Source organism: Hyphomonas sp. FCG-A18 (assembly GCF_045287255.1).
Lineage (GTDB): Bacteria > Pseudomonadota > Alphaproteobacteria > Caulobacterales > Hyphomonadaceae > Henriciella.
This window is the reverse complement of record NZ_CP137142.1, coordinates 2,085,722-2,099,531: the sequence shown is the minus strand read 5'-3', so window position 1 is coordinate 2,099,531 and position 13,810 is coordinate 2,085,722. Positions and strand designations below refer to the sequence as shown.

Here is a 13,810-nt window from a genome sequence, read left to right as displayed (position 1 = left end):
GCACCGCGCCGGATGTATTGAGTTTTCGGGCCAATGACGGCAAACGGGTGAAATGGCTTCTGTTACTGCCTCTGCTGCGCAACTTGATGAAGCGCTTGGACGTCTCGAAAGAGCTGTTGATTCCCTGTTTGAACGCTCTGGCAATATTGGCCTGATGCGCAAGGAACTCGCCGCTATGGTTGATGATCGCGCGCGATTGGCTGCCGAACTCGACGAAACCCTCGCGCGGGAACAAGAATTGCAAGCCCTGGCTGATGAAGCGTCTGAGGCCCTTGGTTCTGCGATCGCGGAGGTTCGGGCGGCTCTTGGGCGGGAAGGGCAGAGCTGATGGCAAAAGCAGATGTAGAGATTCGAGGTCGGCAATATTCGATTGCCTGTGCGCCAGGGCGAGAGCAGCGTCTGGTCACGCTATCGCGCCAGCTTGATGAACGGGTTGAAGCGATTGCCCGCGCAGTGGGTGAAGTTGGCGATGATCGCCTGCTGCTGGTTGCGGCGCTCGCTCTGCTTGATGAGTTGGATGCAGCTTCGCGCGGGGTCGCGGTTGCCGCTGCCCCTGAGCTTGACCGCGCGGCCCATGCCTTGAGCGATGCGGCACAGCGGATCGAGAAGCTGGCGGCGCGGATCGAGGAGAATACGTGAGCGATACACCGCCTGACCTGAGTGTATTGATCCCGTTCTATAATGAGGAAGGCAATGTCCTGCCTCTGATCGAGGAAGTCCATGAAGCCCTCAATGGAATCGCGTTCGAGATTGTTGGCGTAAATGATTGTTCCGGCGATGCGACGGCCGAAGAGCTTAAGCAGGCCACAGCCCGCTGGCCAGATACGGTAAAAGTGTTCACGCATATCGAGCGGCGTGGGAAATCAGCGGCCTTGATGACGGGCCTCAAGGCGGTGCGCGGACGCTGGACCCAGCTGATTGATGGCGACGGACAGAATGACATCAATGATACTGCGCGCCTTTGGAAAGAACTGATCGCCGGACAGGACACAGGCAAGCTCGGTATCATTGCCGGCAAACGCAACAGCCGGAACGATAGCGGGTTTAAATGGCTGCAATCGCGGGTCGCCAATGGTGTGCGCCGTTTCATGTTGCGTGATGATGCGACCGATACAGGGTGTGGCTGGAAGCTGATCCGGACTGAAGCCTTTCGCGAGCTTCCTTACTTTGCCAGCATGCACCGCTTTCTCCCGGCGCTGATCAAGCGCGCCGGATGGGAGGTGCGTGAGGAATTGGTGAATGATCGGGTGCGTTGGCACGGCCAGTCAAAGTATGGCTTTCTTGGCCGTTTGGGCGCTGGAATTTTCGACTTGCTCGGCATGTTCTGGCTGACCCGTCGTGGCGGGCAAGGCATTGCAAAAGAATGGGATGACCCGCGCGCGGATCGTTAGGTCAAAACACCATAGAGATCCGTGCGCCGGTCGCGGAAGAAACCCCATGCGGCGCGATCCTGTTCAATCTCATCTAGATTAAATTTCGCGGTGATCACACCTTCCTCGGTGCGGTTCAGCTCGCTGACAATCTCGCCAACATGGTCAGCAATGAAACTGGTTCCGTAAAAGACTTGTCCATCTTCATCGCCGACACGGTTGGCAGCAATGACCGGGATGACATTGCTGACGGCATGACCCTGCATGGCGCGGCGCCAGCGCGCGGCGGTATCGAGGCTGTCATCCTGTGGTTCAGCGCCAATCGCAGTTGGGTAGAGCAATACATCGGCGCCCATCAGGGCCATGGCGCGCGCAGCCTCAGGGAACCATTGGTCCCAGCAAATGCCAACGCCGATTTTGCCCTTTTGCGTATTCCAGACACGAAAGCCGGTATTGCCGGGCCGGAAGTAGAACTTCTCCTGATAGCCTGGGCCATCAGGGATGTGGGATTTGCGATAGACGCCGAGCAGACTGCCATCGGCATCAACCATGACCACAGAATTATAGTATTCCGGGCCATCCTTCTCGAAGATGGAAACCGGGATGACGACGCTCAGCTCCCGCGCCAAATCCGCCATGGCGGTTACGGCTGGATGCTCGGACCAGGGGTAGGCGGTCGCAAAAACGTGCTCTTCCTGAGTTTTGCAGAAATAGTGATCGCTAAAGAGCTCAGACGGCAGGATGATGTCTGCGCCTGCTGCAGCAGCTTCACGAACACGCTCGCTGACGCGGGCAATATTCGCGTCCATGTCGGCCTTGATGAAGGACATTTGCAGGGCAGCAACGCTGAGTGTTCGGGTCATCGCGGAACCTCCGGGACTTGCTGGGTCATACAATGAAACGCGCCGCCTCCAGACAGGATATGACGGGCAGGCAGAGGGATAATTTCATAGCCGGGCATCGCCTTGGCAAGGGCCTCTGCCGCGAGATTACGATAATGGTCTTCATAGACGGGCAGATAGACATGGCCATTTGAGATCAGGAAATTCATATGGCTGGCCGGGACGGGCGCGCCGTCTTCATCCGTAATCAGGCCGGGAGAGGGCAGGGTGATTACGGTCAAGCCAGTTGCCCGAAGCGTGGCTTCAATCTGACCAAGGGTTTCAGTATTTGGGTCATCCGCGCCGCTCGGGCGCTGACAGGCGACAACACCCGGCGCGATGAAGCGAGCAATATTGTCGACATGGCCATCCGTGTGGTCATTGAGGAGGCCATCGCCGAGCCAGATAATCTCGGTGACGCCGAGGGCTTCACGCAGTGCGGCTTCGGCGATTGCTTCTGTCCAGCCCGCATTGCGGTTCGGGTTCAGCAGGCATTGGCGCGTGGTCAGCAAGCGCCCTTCGCCATCAAGATCAATCGCCCCGCCTTCGAGGATAAAGTCATGGCGGGTACGAGGTTTCAGTTCCGCGCTGGCAATCGCCCCGGCGGTCATCTCATCACCGGGCATGACATATTTGCCGCCCCAGCCATTGAATCCGAACTGATGCGCGACCAGTCCGCTCTTACCTTGGGCAAAGACTGGCCCGGTATCGCGCAACCAGATGTCGCCGCTTAGGACCGTGTGCAGACTGATATTCGGGGTCTCGCCAAACCGCATCCAGGCATCTGTGTAGCTCTTGCGCGAGCCACAGGCGATTTTGACAGGCGTGGTTTGAGCAAGGGTTTTGAGGAAAACCTCAATCTCATTCTTGGCATTCTCAAACGCGTCACCCCATTCCTCAGGCAAGCGCGGCCAGCCCGCCCAAATCGCGGCATGCGAAGTCCACTCGGGCGGGACAGAAGAGGTCATCACAGTCATCGCGCGCCCCATGCCATAGCTTTACATTAGGCGCAAAGAGAAACAGCCTTGAGCGCGATCCATGTGAGCATAGCGATACGGGGTCAAACAAAAAAGGGCGGCCCAAAGAGCCGCCCTTCCTGATTGTAAGGTCTAATCAGAGATTAGAATTCGTAACGCAGACCAACGCGGATTGTGTAGAATGACGTGTCGAAGTCACGGTTACCTGTATCGGCACGGAAGTCATTGAAACGTGTGTAACGATATACACAAGAAGAGGACGTTGTGCAGACAGTGCGTGGCTCGTCACCGCGGAGAGCTGTTGCTCCGTCGATGCCGTTGGCCGCGACATCAGCGGCACTTACAAGGTCAGCATCAACAAGGCCGATCGCGCCGAAGCTTGGCTCTTCGTATTGTGTGCCCCACTCATCATTGAGCAAGTTAGCAACATTCTCAATGTCGAGAACAAAGCGAAGCTTGTTCTCGCCGACATACTTGCTTGCATAGTCGTTGAAGAATGGCAGTTCCTGAGACCACTGGAAGTCCCACTGCTGGTTCCATGGGCTCTCATCGCTATTGCGTGAGGCAATCTGACCTTGGGTCAGCCCACGGCTGTTGACGAGTTCAGCAAAGCCTTGAGCGTCAAAACCAGACCCGAAGACAACCGCCGCGTCTGCACTTGAACCATCAGCGGCCAGTGTCGGCACATATAGCAGATCATTATCAAATGGCCCTTCACCCAGACCAGCGCGGCCAAAGAGAACACTTGGGTCGCGTGTGCTTACGTCGTAGGTGTAGGAGAATGGCGTGCCGGATGTGAACGTACCAAACAGGTTGAACTTGGACTCAAGGTCTTTGAAGATTTCTGTCTCGTAAGAGAAGAAAGCCTTGAATGCATGCTCAACTTCGAAGTTAGCGCGACCAACTTCTGGGTTGTTACGATCAAAGGTTACATTTGCACGCCAGTTAGAGATACCGCGTGAAGACGTACCTGGTGTTACCCCTTCAATGCTCTGGTTTGCATATGAAGCGTAGAAACCGAAGCCGTTATCAAACTCGTTCTGAAGAGCAACTGTCCAGATATCGGACGAACCTTCATCAAAGTTTGTTAGAGCCGTCAGGTTCTGCTCGTCCAGATCTTCAAGATCGGCGTAAATTGGACGACCGTCTGGCGCAACACCCTCACTAAGCTGAGTCTGAGCGATGTTTTCCCAGCGGAAGCCTTTATCGGTCTCAGTACGAATATACTGAACAGAGAACAGATAGTCGTCACCAAAATTTACCGGGATCCCAAAACGATTAAGGTCGGCATCAAACTCTTGGTCCAACTTAAGAGAAGCTTTCCACTCTGAAGGAATTTCAAAGTCAGAAGAGATGACGTCAACAATAACTGGCGTGCCGCCCGCTACTGCATCAAGGTTAACTTGTGGAACAGTCAGAGGGTCGACATTTGTTTGACCGCGAATGTTTGAGAAAACGATTGGTGTCTGGAAGGCGTTAGAAATCCAGACTTGTGGGCTACCACCAGCATACTTGCCGATACCGCCTGTGATGCTTGTACGCTCAAATGGCGTGTACTCGAAGCCAACACGCGGAAGGAAGACATCCAACCCATCAAGGTTTTCGTCAGAGCGGACACCAAAGTTGTCCTGAATCGACTGAACAAAAGCAGGTGAATCGCTTTGATCGAACAGTTCATAGCGGAAGCCATAGTCCAGACGGAAGTCTGGGCGGATTTGCCAGCTGTCCTGTGCGAAGAGAGAAAGCTTACCATAGCTCCACTCAGCTGCCGCGTCGCTTGCATTGTTCGTGTTGACGTTATCGTAGCGAACATCTGCAACACCGTCGACGAGGTCTTGTAGATTGTTGAAAATGAATTCCCCGTTTGCACGCGGTACAAAGACATTACGAAGAGAGTAGTCTTCGTAATCGGCACCAACAGTGATCAGGTGATCGCCCCAGATATAGTTTGCGGCACCGAAGAGCTGAAGACGCTCGTCGTTGAACTCATTTGCGTGACGGAAACGATCACAAGAGCCAGTCAGTGTGACATTGTTTGAAATCAAACCAAAGAGCGGGTTTGGTGTGACACCGTCTGCGAGGAACTCATTTGCAGCATCGCTTGCGGCAAGGCGGATCTCGATTTCACCAGAGTCCGGGTTACCACAGATCTGACCACGTGTGTTGTCTTTGAAGTTGAAACGCAGTTCGGTAGACAGTTGATCAGTCCACTGAGAGTTCAACTGAGCACCGTAGGCTTTCAGCTCTTGTGGAGCATCATACCAAGCAGACGCAAACTCACTGGAAGAGATAGAGGCCAGGTTGGTCTCTTGTGTATCCTGATAGGTAAAGGTCGCGCGATGGTCATCGTTAATGTTCCAGTCGATACGGGCCAGCAACTTCTCTGATGTGAAGGGTGCAGAGAGTGTCTGAGGGCGTCCGCCCATATCAATGCCATAGCGATCAAGTACGAGTGCATTCAGGGCATCAAAAGCAGTTGGGTCGATACCATCATCAGCATCATCTTCAACAAAGGTGACACCTTCAGCAGACTTGATTTCGTCGTATGAGATGGCGAAGAACAGCTTGTCTTCAATGATTGGACCACGAAGCGTAAAACCATACTCTTCGTCTGTGAACGGAGCTGGGTCGCGGAATGTGTCGAAGAGAGCGTTACCTTCAAAGTCCTCATCGCGGCGGTAATAGAAGGCAGAGCCGTCAAACTCGTTTGTACCCGCTTTGGTGACAACGTTGATCAGGCCGCCTGTAAAGCCCGAAGTGGTTACGGAGTAGTCTGTGGCTGCGAGAGACACAGCTTCGATCGCATCAAGGTTAATTGGCGAACGCTGTGTTGGGTAAGACTGGTCTGAGAGGCCAAAGTCATCCTGCTGAAGCGAACCATCAATAGATAGAGCGTTAAAGCGTGGGTTTGCACCGGCAACGGAAAGCGATCCGTCATTACCGAAAGCCAGCGGGTCGCGTGTCAGAGTTGCGATCAGATCACGGTCAACAGTGGGCTGGTCTTGAATGTCAGAGCTGCTGAAAACTGAGCCAACACCATTATTGAGCTGCAGGCGTGAGCCAACCTCTGCAGTGACCACGATAACGTCCTGACGGGCTTCTGCGTCTGTAACAGCAAACTGTAGAGAGTTACTTGAAGGCTTCAGGTTGATGCCTTCCCGAATGACAGAACCTTCAGATGACTGAACAGTGACTTGGTAAGGGCCACCGATGCGAAGGCCGCTGGCGAAGAATACACCGTTTTCAGAGGTTGTTGCTGTTGCAGCAGACCCTGATGGCAGGTGAATGATTGTGACAGAAGCGCCAGCAACCGGGGTGCCTGCTTCGGTCGTAACCTGACCATTGATATTAGAAGACGTAGATTGCGCTTGGGCTGGTGCGATGATCGCGGCGGTGGCCATCGTGGCCGCTGCGACGCCAGCGTAGAGTTTCCAATTGGACATTTCGAGATTCCCCTCGGGTTAGGATCGAGCGGCGTGAGAAGACAGTTCCGCCACTAAACCGGGCCTTTAGGTGCGGTGCACAACAGTTATGTGACAGTTCTGTAAGAGTTCTGTGGCTAAGCAGAGACTCATTTTTGATTATTGCAAATAAGCCACACATGCGGCGAAAGCTTTATTCTGAGCCGTCGAGCGCCTAAAGCCAAAGGATGAATACCGTTCAGCCCTCGCCAGACCGCAGTCTTCATCTCGTTTTCGCAATGATTACAGGGCTCTTGCTGCTTCGCCTTGGCTTGGTCTTAGCCTCACCGTTGGAACTGTATGCTGATGAAGCCCAGTATTGGCGGTGGAGTACAGTGTTAGATTGGGGCTATTACTCGAAACCACCGATGATTGCCTGGGTGATTGCGCTGAGCACCTCGATTTTCGGCGATTCGGAGTGGGCGATTCGAATTCTGGCACCGGTTCTCCATTCGATATCGGCGGTTTTCCTGTATTTTCTGTCCCGCCAGATGTTCGGCCAGAAAGCCGGCCTGGTCACGGTTATTGCTTATCTTCTGATGCCCGGCATTGTTCTGTCTTCAGCAGTGATCTCGACCGATGGTGTCCTGTTCCCATTCTTTGCCTTGTCTCTTTTGCTGCTTTGGCGATTGCGTGAGGGGCAGGCGGGCTGGGGGTCGGTTATTGGGCTAGGCGTGGCCATCGGATGTGGCTTCCTATCGAAGTATGCGATGTTGTATTTTGCGCTTGGGGTTGGGCTAACGGCACTGATTGATATGCCGATGCGGCGCGCGCTCTTCTCATATAAGGGCCTCGCGGCAGGCCTGATCGCGCTTGCGGTTCTGTCCCCGCATTTGATCTGGAATGCGGCGAATGATTTTGCGACGGTTGGGCATACGGTCGATAATGCCAATCTGCAGGGCGAGCTGTTTAACTGGGATCACTTGCCGGAGTTTATTACCGATCAGATGGCCGTGTTTGGCCCTGTGAGCTTTGTCATCCTAATTGCCGGGATTGTCTTCTTGCGGCCAAAGGATGACCTGGTTGCAGTCGGCGACAAGGCCCATTCGATCGGTGCCAAGCGGCGCTGGCTTGCCTGTTTCATTGTCCCTGTTTTGCTCATTATTGCAGGCCAGGCCGTGCTTTCGCGGGCGCATGCGAACTGGGCGGCGACCGCGTATCCGGCAGCGAGTGTTTTGATTGCGAGTGTTGTGGTTCAGCGACGGGCCTGGGCGATTGCGTTCTGGGCCGGGGTCGGCCTGCATGTCGTGATGGCACTCTTTGTTGCCGTGATCGGGATGGGGCCGCAGAGCTGGAGCGCCGCTGTCGGGCAGGACAATGCCTTAAAGCGGGTACGCGGCTGGGAGGATTTGGCCCAACAGCTTGTCTTGGAAGCAGAGCGCGAAAAGCCAACTGCTATTCTGGTGGATGAACGCGAGATATGGCACGGCCTGGACTATTATTTACGCGATGAGTTGGATGTACCGCTTATCCTCTGGCGCTATAATGAAGGGGCGAAAAGTTTCGCAGAAACCGTTCCGATGAGCGATGCGATTGATGCGCGAGTTTTAGTGGCGAGCTATCGCCATGAATATCGACCACGGATCAAAGCTGATTTTGCGACCTGGGAAGCGATTGGGGAGGTCGGCGTGTTTTTGGGCCATCGCTCGAATGGCTGCCCGCTCCACCGCGATTTGAACCTGTATCGTGTGAGCGACTTTTCCCCTCTACAGCGCGATCTGGATTGGGTGCGCGCCTATGAGGGGCAGTCGATTGATCCGCCGGAGCCATGCCCAAAGGGCTGACCCCGGCAAATCAGGAGAAGCGTATCTTGCCTTATGCAGGCTTGATGAATTTAAGCGTCATCCGATTGGATTCGCCAATCGCTTCCATCGCGGCGCGCTCAGGTGTCCCTTCTTCGGTGCCAGCTGTGGTTGGCGGCAGGCGCCAGACAAAGTCTTCCTCAGTTGGGACATCTTTTGGGTTTGCATTGACATCGCTGCTATCGACCAGCTCAAAACCGGCGCTTTCAAACATCGCAATGACAGCGGCTTTTTTGAGATAGCCATTTGAGCCATTGGCCCATTCATCGCTATTGGCCTCTGGGGCGTTGTGCTGAACGACGCCAACAATGCCGCCGGGCTTAAGAGCCTTAAATGTTTCGGCTAAGGTGGCATCCATATAGCCAGCATCAGCATTGAACCGGTTCAGGTTGTGCAAAGCGCGGATGAACAGAACAGCATCAAGCTTTCCGGCCATTTCTTCAGGCATCTCTGTCAGCTTATAGTCTGCGAGTTTCGCACCATTCTCGACACCCCACTCAGCAGCTGTCGTGGTCCAGGTGTTAGACGCCTCGACGCGCGTGGCTGCCCATTCATCACCAAAGCCAAAGCGCGGCCACATATCGTCAGGATAATGAGCGCCAACGAGTTTACCTTCAGGTCCAAGATAAGGCAGCAGGATTTTTGAGTACCAGCCACCGCCCGGTAGAGCTTCGGCAACAGTCATGCCCGGCTCGATACCAAAGAAAGCAAGTGTTTCACCTGGATTACGAGAGTCATAGCGGGCTTTTGCCGCATCATCCTGGGCATCCAGCGCAGCTTGCAGCGCGTCTGTATCGACCATGGTTGTCGTCGTGGTGGTGGTTTCGGCCTCGGTCGTGTCGGTTATGTTGACCGCAGTGCAGCCGCCTAGAACCAGCGCGAGGGCTGTACCCATAATTGCAAGAGACTTCATCATCGTCCTCCTCAAGTTATAAATGACAGGACATTTAGCGCAGATGTACTCGCCTGTCGCGCGGTATCGACTATCAATATCCAGAATTCTGATCACGGATTCGTGATCAGGCTCTTGGCTTCCCTTGGGGGGTGGCTTCTACTGTGCTGTGAAAGGCAAGACTGAAGGTAAGGTGGATGACCATGGATTTGGTAACAATTGCGCAGGCACAGCCCTATGCCCGGCTATTGGATGTAAACATCGTTGAAGCGAGCGCCGAGCGTGTGATCGGAGAATTACTTATTCGCGATGAGCTCTGCACCTCAAACGGTACCATGCATGGCGGCGTGATGATGGGTTTCTGTGATATTCTTGGGGCGACCGGAGCATGGCTCGCCCTGCCGGAAGGGGCAAATGGCACCACGACGATCGAAAGCAATACCAGCATGATGCGTGGTCCCAAGGCGGGGACTCTTGTGACGGGTATCTCCACCCCCGTTAAAATTGGACGCAAGCTTTCAGTCTGGCAGACCGAGGTGACTGATCCGGATGGCAAGAAGGTCTGTCTGGTGCGTCAGACGCAGTTGGTTTTGTAGCGTCTCTGCCTCTGTCGTTTGACCCGCAGCCTTGGCTCACCTAGGCAACCTGTAACGCTCAAAGGGATGCTGTGATGACCAAGACAGTCTTTGTGACCGGCGGGGCAGGCTATGTCGGCAGCCACAGCGCCAAGGCTTTTGCCAAAGCTGGATGGGAAGTTGTCACCTATGATAATCTTTCGCGTGGGCACCGTGATCTGGTGAAGTGGGGCCCGCTGATTGAGGGGGATATCCTCGATACGCAGGCGCTGACACAGGCTCTCAAAGAGGTGCGCCCGGATGCGATCGCGCATTTTGCCGCGTTTGCCTATGTCGCTGAGTCCATGCAGCAGCCAGAAATCTATTATCGCAATAATGTGGCTGGAACGATGAGCTTGCTCGATGCGATGGTCGCTGCTGATGTGAAGCAAATGGTTTTCTCATCCTCCTGTGCCACTTATGGCGTACATGAAGAGATGATCACCGAGGCTACACCGCAGCAGCCGATCAATCCCTATGGTGCCAGCAAGATGATCTGTGAACGTATGATCCAGGATTATGGCATGGCGCATGACATTGCTTCGGTGATCCTACGTTATTTCAATGCGGGGGGCTGTGACCCAGATGGGGAAACAGGCGAGCGCCATGACCCCGAACCACATGTCATTCCGCTGGCCATTAAAGGCGCGATGGATGGCACCTTTACGTTCAACATTTTGGGCGGGGATTATGACACGCCAGACGGCACGCCTGTGCGCGATTATGTACATGTCAGTGATCTTGCCGATGCCCACTGGCGCGCGCTTGATTATCTCGACCGTGGCGGCGCGAGCGATATTTTCAATCTTGGCACCGGGCGCGGCTATAGCGTTATGGAACTGGCTGATGCGGTATCGCGCGTCGCGGGCAAAGAAGTGCCACGCGTCATCGCAGACCGCCGTCCCGGTGATCCACCGAGCCTTGTCGCAAGCGCTGAAAAAGCTGAGCGCGTATTAGGCTGGCGGCCTGAACGCTCTGACCTCGATACAGTACTGCGCACGGCATGGGACTGGTTTCAAAAGGAAGCATCATGACAGAACCGCGCAAGATCCTTGCTTATTGCGATAAGATGTTCACCCCGTCTGAGAGCTTTATCCCACGCGGTTACAGTGCGTTTAGCCGCCTGAAGCCGGTATACATTGGCCATACGATCAACGGCTCTGTGCCGCAGGGCGCAGAAGCGATTGATCTTTCGTCCCTGCATGGACCAATGGGTGTGAACGGGTTCAAACAGTTCGGTATGATTTCAGGAAAGCTAGAGCAGACCCTGCGTGACCTGAACCCCATCGCTATCCATGCAAGCTTTGGTAAATCTGGGGCTTATGCCTTGCCTTTGGCACGCAAGCTTAATCTGCCTCTGGCGGTTACTTATTATGGTGGTGATGCGACCAAGAAGAGCAATACCAAGAACAGTTTTACAAGGGTCTATAATCGGCGTCGGCAAGCCCTCTGGGATGAGGCAGATTTGATCCTGCCCTGCTCTGATTTCATTCGCCGTGAGCTGCTGGGCAAGGGCGCACCCGACGAGAAAATGGTGGTCCATCACAATACCGCTGATCCGGAGAAGTTTCAGCCGGGCGACAAGCAGGACCTGATCGTCTTTGCCGGGCGGTGGTCGCCGAAAAAGGGGATTGATACGCTGATTGAGGCGCTATCCCTGCTCGGCGATGCCTTGAATGGCTGGACTGTGCGCCTGTGTGGGAACAAGCCGGAAGGGCAGCGCGATGCGTTTGAGCAGGGCTTACACGACAAGCTTGCTGCATCTGGTGTAAAGGTTGAGCTAGCTGGATGGGTGCCTGCTGATGAGATGCCGGGGCATTGGGCGCAAGCACGGATCGCCTGTATCCCGTCCAAGCGTGCGCCATCCGGGGATGCCGAGGGGCTGCCGCTGGTTTGTATCGAAGCCATGCTCTCGGGCTGCGCACTAGCCGCGACCCGTCACGCCGGGATAACCGAATGTGTCAAAGAGGGCGAGACGGGTTACCTCGTCGATGAAGGCGATGTGCGGGGGCTGGCTGAGAGTTTGCGAAAAATGCTGATGGATCCCGCGGCAACGGCGGCCATGGGAGAGGCTGGACGTGCCTTTGCTCTGGAAAGTTTCAACCTGCAAAAACAGAGTGTAAAACTTGAGGACCATTTGATGAGAATTGCAGGTCTTTCTGTATAGCGCTGTGTTTAGTTAACCGCGCGACACCGTTGAGTGGCCTTTCATTGTAATCTACGTTTTATGGTTAAGAAAAAAAGCGTGAGGAACCTTTGATGGCCAATGATTTGTATATGGCTGGACGCAAAACTGAACGATCGGTGTTTCTGGACCGGGCCAAACGTTTAGCCGCGATCCTTAGTCATTGCGGTATTGGCGAGGATGATGCCGTAGCGGTTCTGCTGCGCAATGATACGCTCTATATGGAAGTGATTGAGGCGTGCCGTCATCTGGGTGCATATTTTGTGACCCTGAATTGGCATGGCTCCGCCCAGGAGGTCACACAAATACTGGAGGATGCGCAGGCCAAGGTTCTGATAGGGCATAGCGATCTGACAGCCAAGTTTAGTGGTGATGATGCGTTGGCTATTCCCGTGCTGGCCGCGACCACACCCTATGAGATTGTCATCACCTATGGGGTCAATCCTGCAATCGCTGACGGGCAGGAGGACCTGAATGCGTTGATCGCGGAAGCGACACCGATAGACGCAGATCCCCTGCGGTTTCGCGGCATGTTGGCGTACACGTCCGGCAGCACGGGCCGCCCGAAAGGCATTCGCCGGGCCGTCGATCTGGAGCGTCCAGATCCCTATCAAACCTATGCTGGACTTGCTGAAGCGGTGTTGCAATTGAAGCCTGGAGACCGCTTTTATACCGCCGCGCCGTTGTATCACAGTGCTCCGAATGCCTTGTCGACCTTCTGCATGGCTGCCGGGTTTGCCGAACTGCACATCTCGCCGAAGTTTGATGCTGAGACATTCCTATCCGATGTCGAGCGTTTCGGGATTACCCATTGCTATATTGTTCCGACCATGATGGTGCGTCTGCTGAAGCTGCCAGAAGCCGTGCGAAACAAGTATGACACATCCACCTTGCGGTTTGGAATCTCAACCGGGTCTGCCTGGCCGCGCGATGTGAAGCAGGCGATGATCGATTGGCTGGGTCCGATTTTCTATGAGTCTTACGGGGCGAGTGAGATCGGCTTCATGACGCTGATCTCGTCTGAAGAGGCGCAGCGTAAGCCAGGATCGGTTGGTAAAGTCCTGCCTGGCGGCTCGATCAAGATTCTGGATGATGATCAGAATGAGATGCCCGTTGGGGAAGCCGGATCGATTTATGTCTATCTGCCCATGTTTGGCGATTTTTCCTATTCCAATACCGATGGGGACCTGAAGGGGCAGCGCTATGGGCAGCATGCTACAGTCGGGGATATTGGTTACTTGGATGAGGATGATTACCTCTTCATCAGTGACCGCAAGAAAGACATGATCATTTCCGGTGGTGCCAATATTTTCCCGGCGGAGATTGAGGCGGCTCTTATCGAGATGCCGGGTATTGTCGATTGCGCTGTGTTCGGAGCGCCACATGCTGAGTTTGGTGAGATGGTAGTTGCGGCTGTGGAACAGGCACCCGGGCGAGAGGTCACATTGGAGTCGATGCAGGGCTTTCTGGAACCCCGAATTGCCCGTTTCAAGATTCCCAGAAAACTTGATGTTCATGAAACATTGCCGCGAGAGGATAGCGGCAAGATTTTCAAGCAGCGCCTACGCGCGCCATACTGGGAAGAGACGGGCCGGAAGATTTAAGCCCGCCTCCAAACTGAAAACGCT

The 13,810-nt window shown here is 54.6% G+C and carries 12 protein-coding genes; 8 read left to right on the top strand and 4 right to left on the bottom strand.

From position 1 onward, the window contains the following. Positions 1 to 52 precede the first annotated feature (52 nt). From RYZ27_RS10440 to RYZ27_RS10430, 3 genes are read left to right on the top strand one after another with little or no spacing between them, the layout of a single operon-like run. Positions 53 to 328, top strand: coding sequence for a DUF4164 family protein (locus RYZ27_RS10440; RefSeq protein ID WP_406679448.1), 276 nt, complete (start codon positions 53 to 55; stop codon positions 326 to 328). Then, a complete protein-coding gene (locus tag RYZ27_RS10435) occupies positions 328 to 639 on the top strand; it encodes a cell division protein ZapA (protein ID WP_406679447.1) in 312 nt (103 codons plus the stop codon). Before RYZ27_RS10440 ends, RYZ27_RS10435 begins: the two co-directional genes overlap by 1 nt. Continuing rightward, positions 636 to 1,391 carry a glycosyltransferase family 2 protein gene (locus RYZ27_RS10430; RefSeq protein ID WP_406679446.1) on the top strand — a complete coding sequence of 252 codons (756 nt, stop codon included), beginning with the start codon at positions 636 to 638 and terminating at the stop codon, positions 1,389 to 1,391. The genes RYZ27_RS10435 and RYZ27_RS10430 overlap by 4 nt, the downstream gene beginning before the upstream one ends. Here RYZ27_RS10430 and aguB read toward each other — a convergent pair. The 3 genes from aguB to RYZ27_RS10415 form a co-directional block, all read right to left on the bottom strand. Continuing rightward, positions 1,388 to 2,233 carry an N-carbamoylputrescine amidase gene (gene aguB, locus RYZ27_RS10425; RefSeq protein ID WP_406679445.1) on the bottom strand — a complete coding sequence of 282 codons (846 nt, stop codon included), beginning with the start codon at positions 2,231 to 2,233 and terminating at the stop codon, positions 1,388 to 1,390. The genes RYZ27_RS10430 and aguB overlap by 4 nt on opposite strands. Further along, the gene (locus RYZ27_RS10420; RefSeq protein WP_406679444.1) at positions 2,230 to 3,228 is read right to left on the bottom strand and encodes an agmatine deiminase family protein; all 999 of its coding nucleotides are present in this window, start codon (positions 3,226 to 3,228) and stop codon (positions 2,230 to 2,232) included. Before RYZ27_RS10420 ends, aguB begins: the two co-directional genes overlap by 4 nt. A 143-nt stretch (positions 3,229 to 3,371) precedes the next feature. Further along, the gene (locus RYZ27_RS10415) at positions 3,372 to 6,671 is read right to left on the bottom strand and encodes a carboxypeptidase regulatory-like domain-containing protein (RefSeq protein ID WP_406679443.1); all 3,300 of its coding nucleotides are present in this window, start codon (positions 6,669 to 6,671) and stop codon (positions 3,372 to 3,374) included. A 206-nt stretch (positions 6,672 to 6,877) separates the two neighbouring features. Here RYZ27_RS10415 and RYZ27_RS10410 point away from each other — a divergent pair, with 206 nt between their 5' ends. Continuing rightward, positions 6,878 to 8,473, top strand: a complete 1,596-nt coding sequence (locus RYZ27_RS10410; protein ID WP_406679442.1) for an ArnT family glycosyltransferase — start codon at positions 6,878 to 6,880, stop codon at positions 8,471 to 8,473. 31 nt (positions 8,474 to 8,504) lie between these two features. On the opposite strand, the gene RYZ27_RS10405 is transcribed toward RYZ27_RS10410, so the two are convergent. Continuing rightward, positions 8,505 to 9,404: a class I SAM-dependent methyltransferase gene (locus RYZ27_RS10405; RefSeq protein WP_406679441.1), complete on the bottom strand. Its 900-nt coding sequence runs from the start codon at positions 9,402 to 9,404 to the stop codon at positions 8,505 to 8,507. Positions 9,405 to 9,586: 182 nt separating this feature from the next. Here RYZ27_RS10405 and RYZ27_RS10400 point away from each other — a divergent pair, with 182 nt between their 5' ends. The 4 genes from RYZ27_RS10400 (at position 9,587) to RYZ27_RS10385 (ending at position 13,786) form a co-directional block, all read left to right on the top strand. Next, a complete protein-coding gene (locus RYZ27_RS10400) occupies positions 9,587 to 9,979 on the top strand; it encodes a PaaI family thioesterase (protein WP_406679440.1) in 393 nt (130 codons plus the stop codon). 74 nt (positions 9,980 to 10,053) lie between these two features. Then, positions 10,054 to 11,031, top strand: coding sequence for a UDP-glucose 4-epimerase GalE (galE, locus tag RYZ27_RS10395; protein ID WP_406679439.1), 978 nt, complete (start codon positions 10,054 to 10,056; stop codon positions 11,029 to 11,031). Next, positions 11,028 to 12,164 (top strand): glycosyltransferase, encoded by a 1,137-nt coding sequence (locus RYZ27_RS10390; protein ID WP_406679438.1) that lies wholly within the window; start codon positions 11,028 to 11,030, stop codon positions 12,162 to 12,164. Before galE ends, RYZ27_RS10390 begins: the two co-directional genes overlap by 4 nt. 92 nt (positions 12,165 to 12,256) lie before the next feature. Next, entirely contained in the window at positions 12,257 to 13,786 is a 1,530-nt protein-coding gene (locus tag RYZ27_RS10385; RefSeq protein WP_406679437.1) for an AMP-binding protein, read from the top strand. Positions 13,787 to 13,810 lie beyond the last annotated feature (24 nt).

What these genes read in the sequence shown, in the direction of transcription:
- RYZ27_RS10440 (WP_406679448.1), top strand. Translation starts at nt 53, where the DNA reads ATGGCTTCTGTTACTGCCTCTGCTGCGCAACTTGATGAAGCGCTTGGA.
- RYZ27_RS10435 (WP_406679447.1), top strand. Translation starts at nt 328, where the DNA reads ATGGCAAAAGCAGATGTAGAGATTCGAGGTCGGCAATATTCGATTGCC.
- aguB (WP_406679445.1), bottom strand. Translation starts at nt 2,233, where the DNA reads ATGACCCGAACACTCAGCGTTGCTGCCCTGCAAATGTCCTTCATCAAG.
- RYZ27_RS10420 (WP_406679444.1), bottom strand. Translation starts at nt 3,228, where the DNA reads ATGACTGTGATGACCTCTTCTGTCCCGCCCGAGTGGACTTCGCATGCC.
- RYZ27_RS10415 (WP_406679443.1), bottom strand. Translation starts at nt 6,671, where the DNA reads ATGTCCAATTGGAAACTCTACGCTGGCGTCGCAGCGGCCACGATGGCC.
- RYZ27_RS10410 (WP_406679442.1), top strand. Translation starts at nt 6,878, where the DNA reads ATGAATACCGTTCAGCCCTCGCCAGACCGCAGTCTTCATCTCGTTTTC.
- RYZ27_RS10405 (WP_406679441.1), bottom strand. Translation starts at nt 9,404, where the DNA reads ATGAAGTCTCTTGCAATTATGGGTACAGCCCTCGCGCTGGTTCTAGGC.
- RYZ27_RS10400 (WP_406679440.1), top strand. Translation starts at nt 9,587, where the DNA reads ATGGATTTGGTAACAATTGCGCAGGCACAGCCCTATGCCCGGCTATTG.
- galE (WP_406679439.1), top strand. Translation starts at nt 10,054, where the DNA reads ATGACCAAGACAGTCTTTGTGACCGGCGGGGCAGGCTATGTCGGCAGC.
- RYZ27_RS10390 (WP_406679438.1), top strand. Translation starts at nt 11,028, where the DNA reads ATGACAGAACCGCGCAAGATCCTTGCTTATTGCGATAAGATGTTCACC.
- RYZ27_RS10385 (WP_406679437.1), top strand. Translation starts at nt 12,257, where the DNA reads ATGGCCAATGATTTGTATATGGCTGGACGCAAAACTGAACGATCGGTG.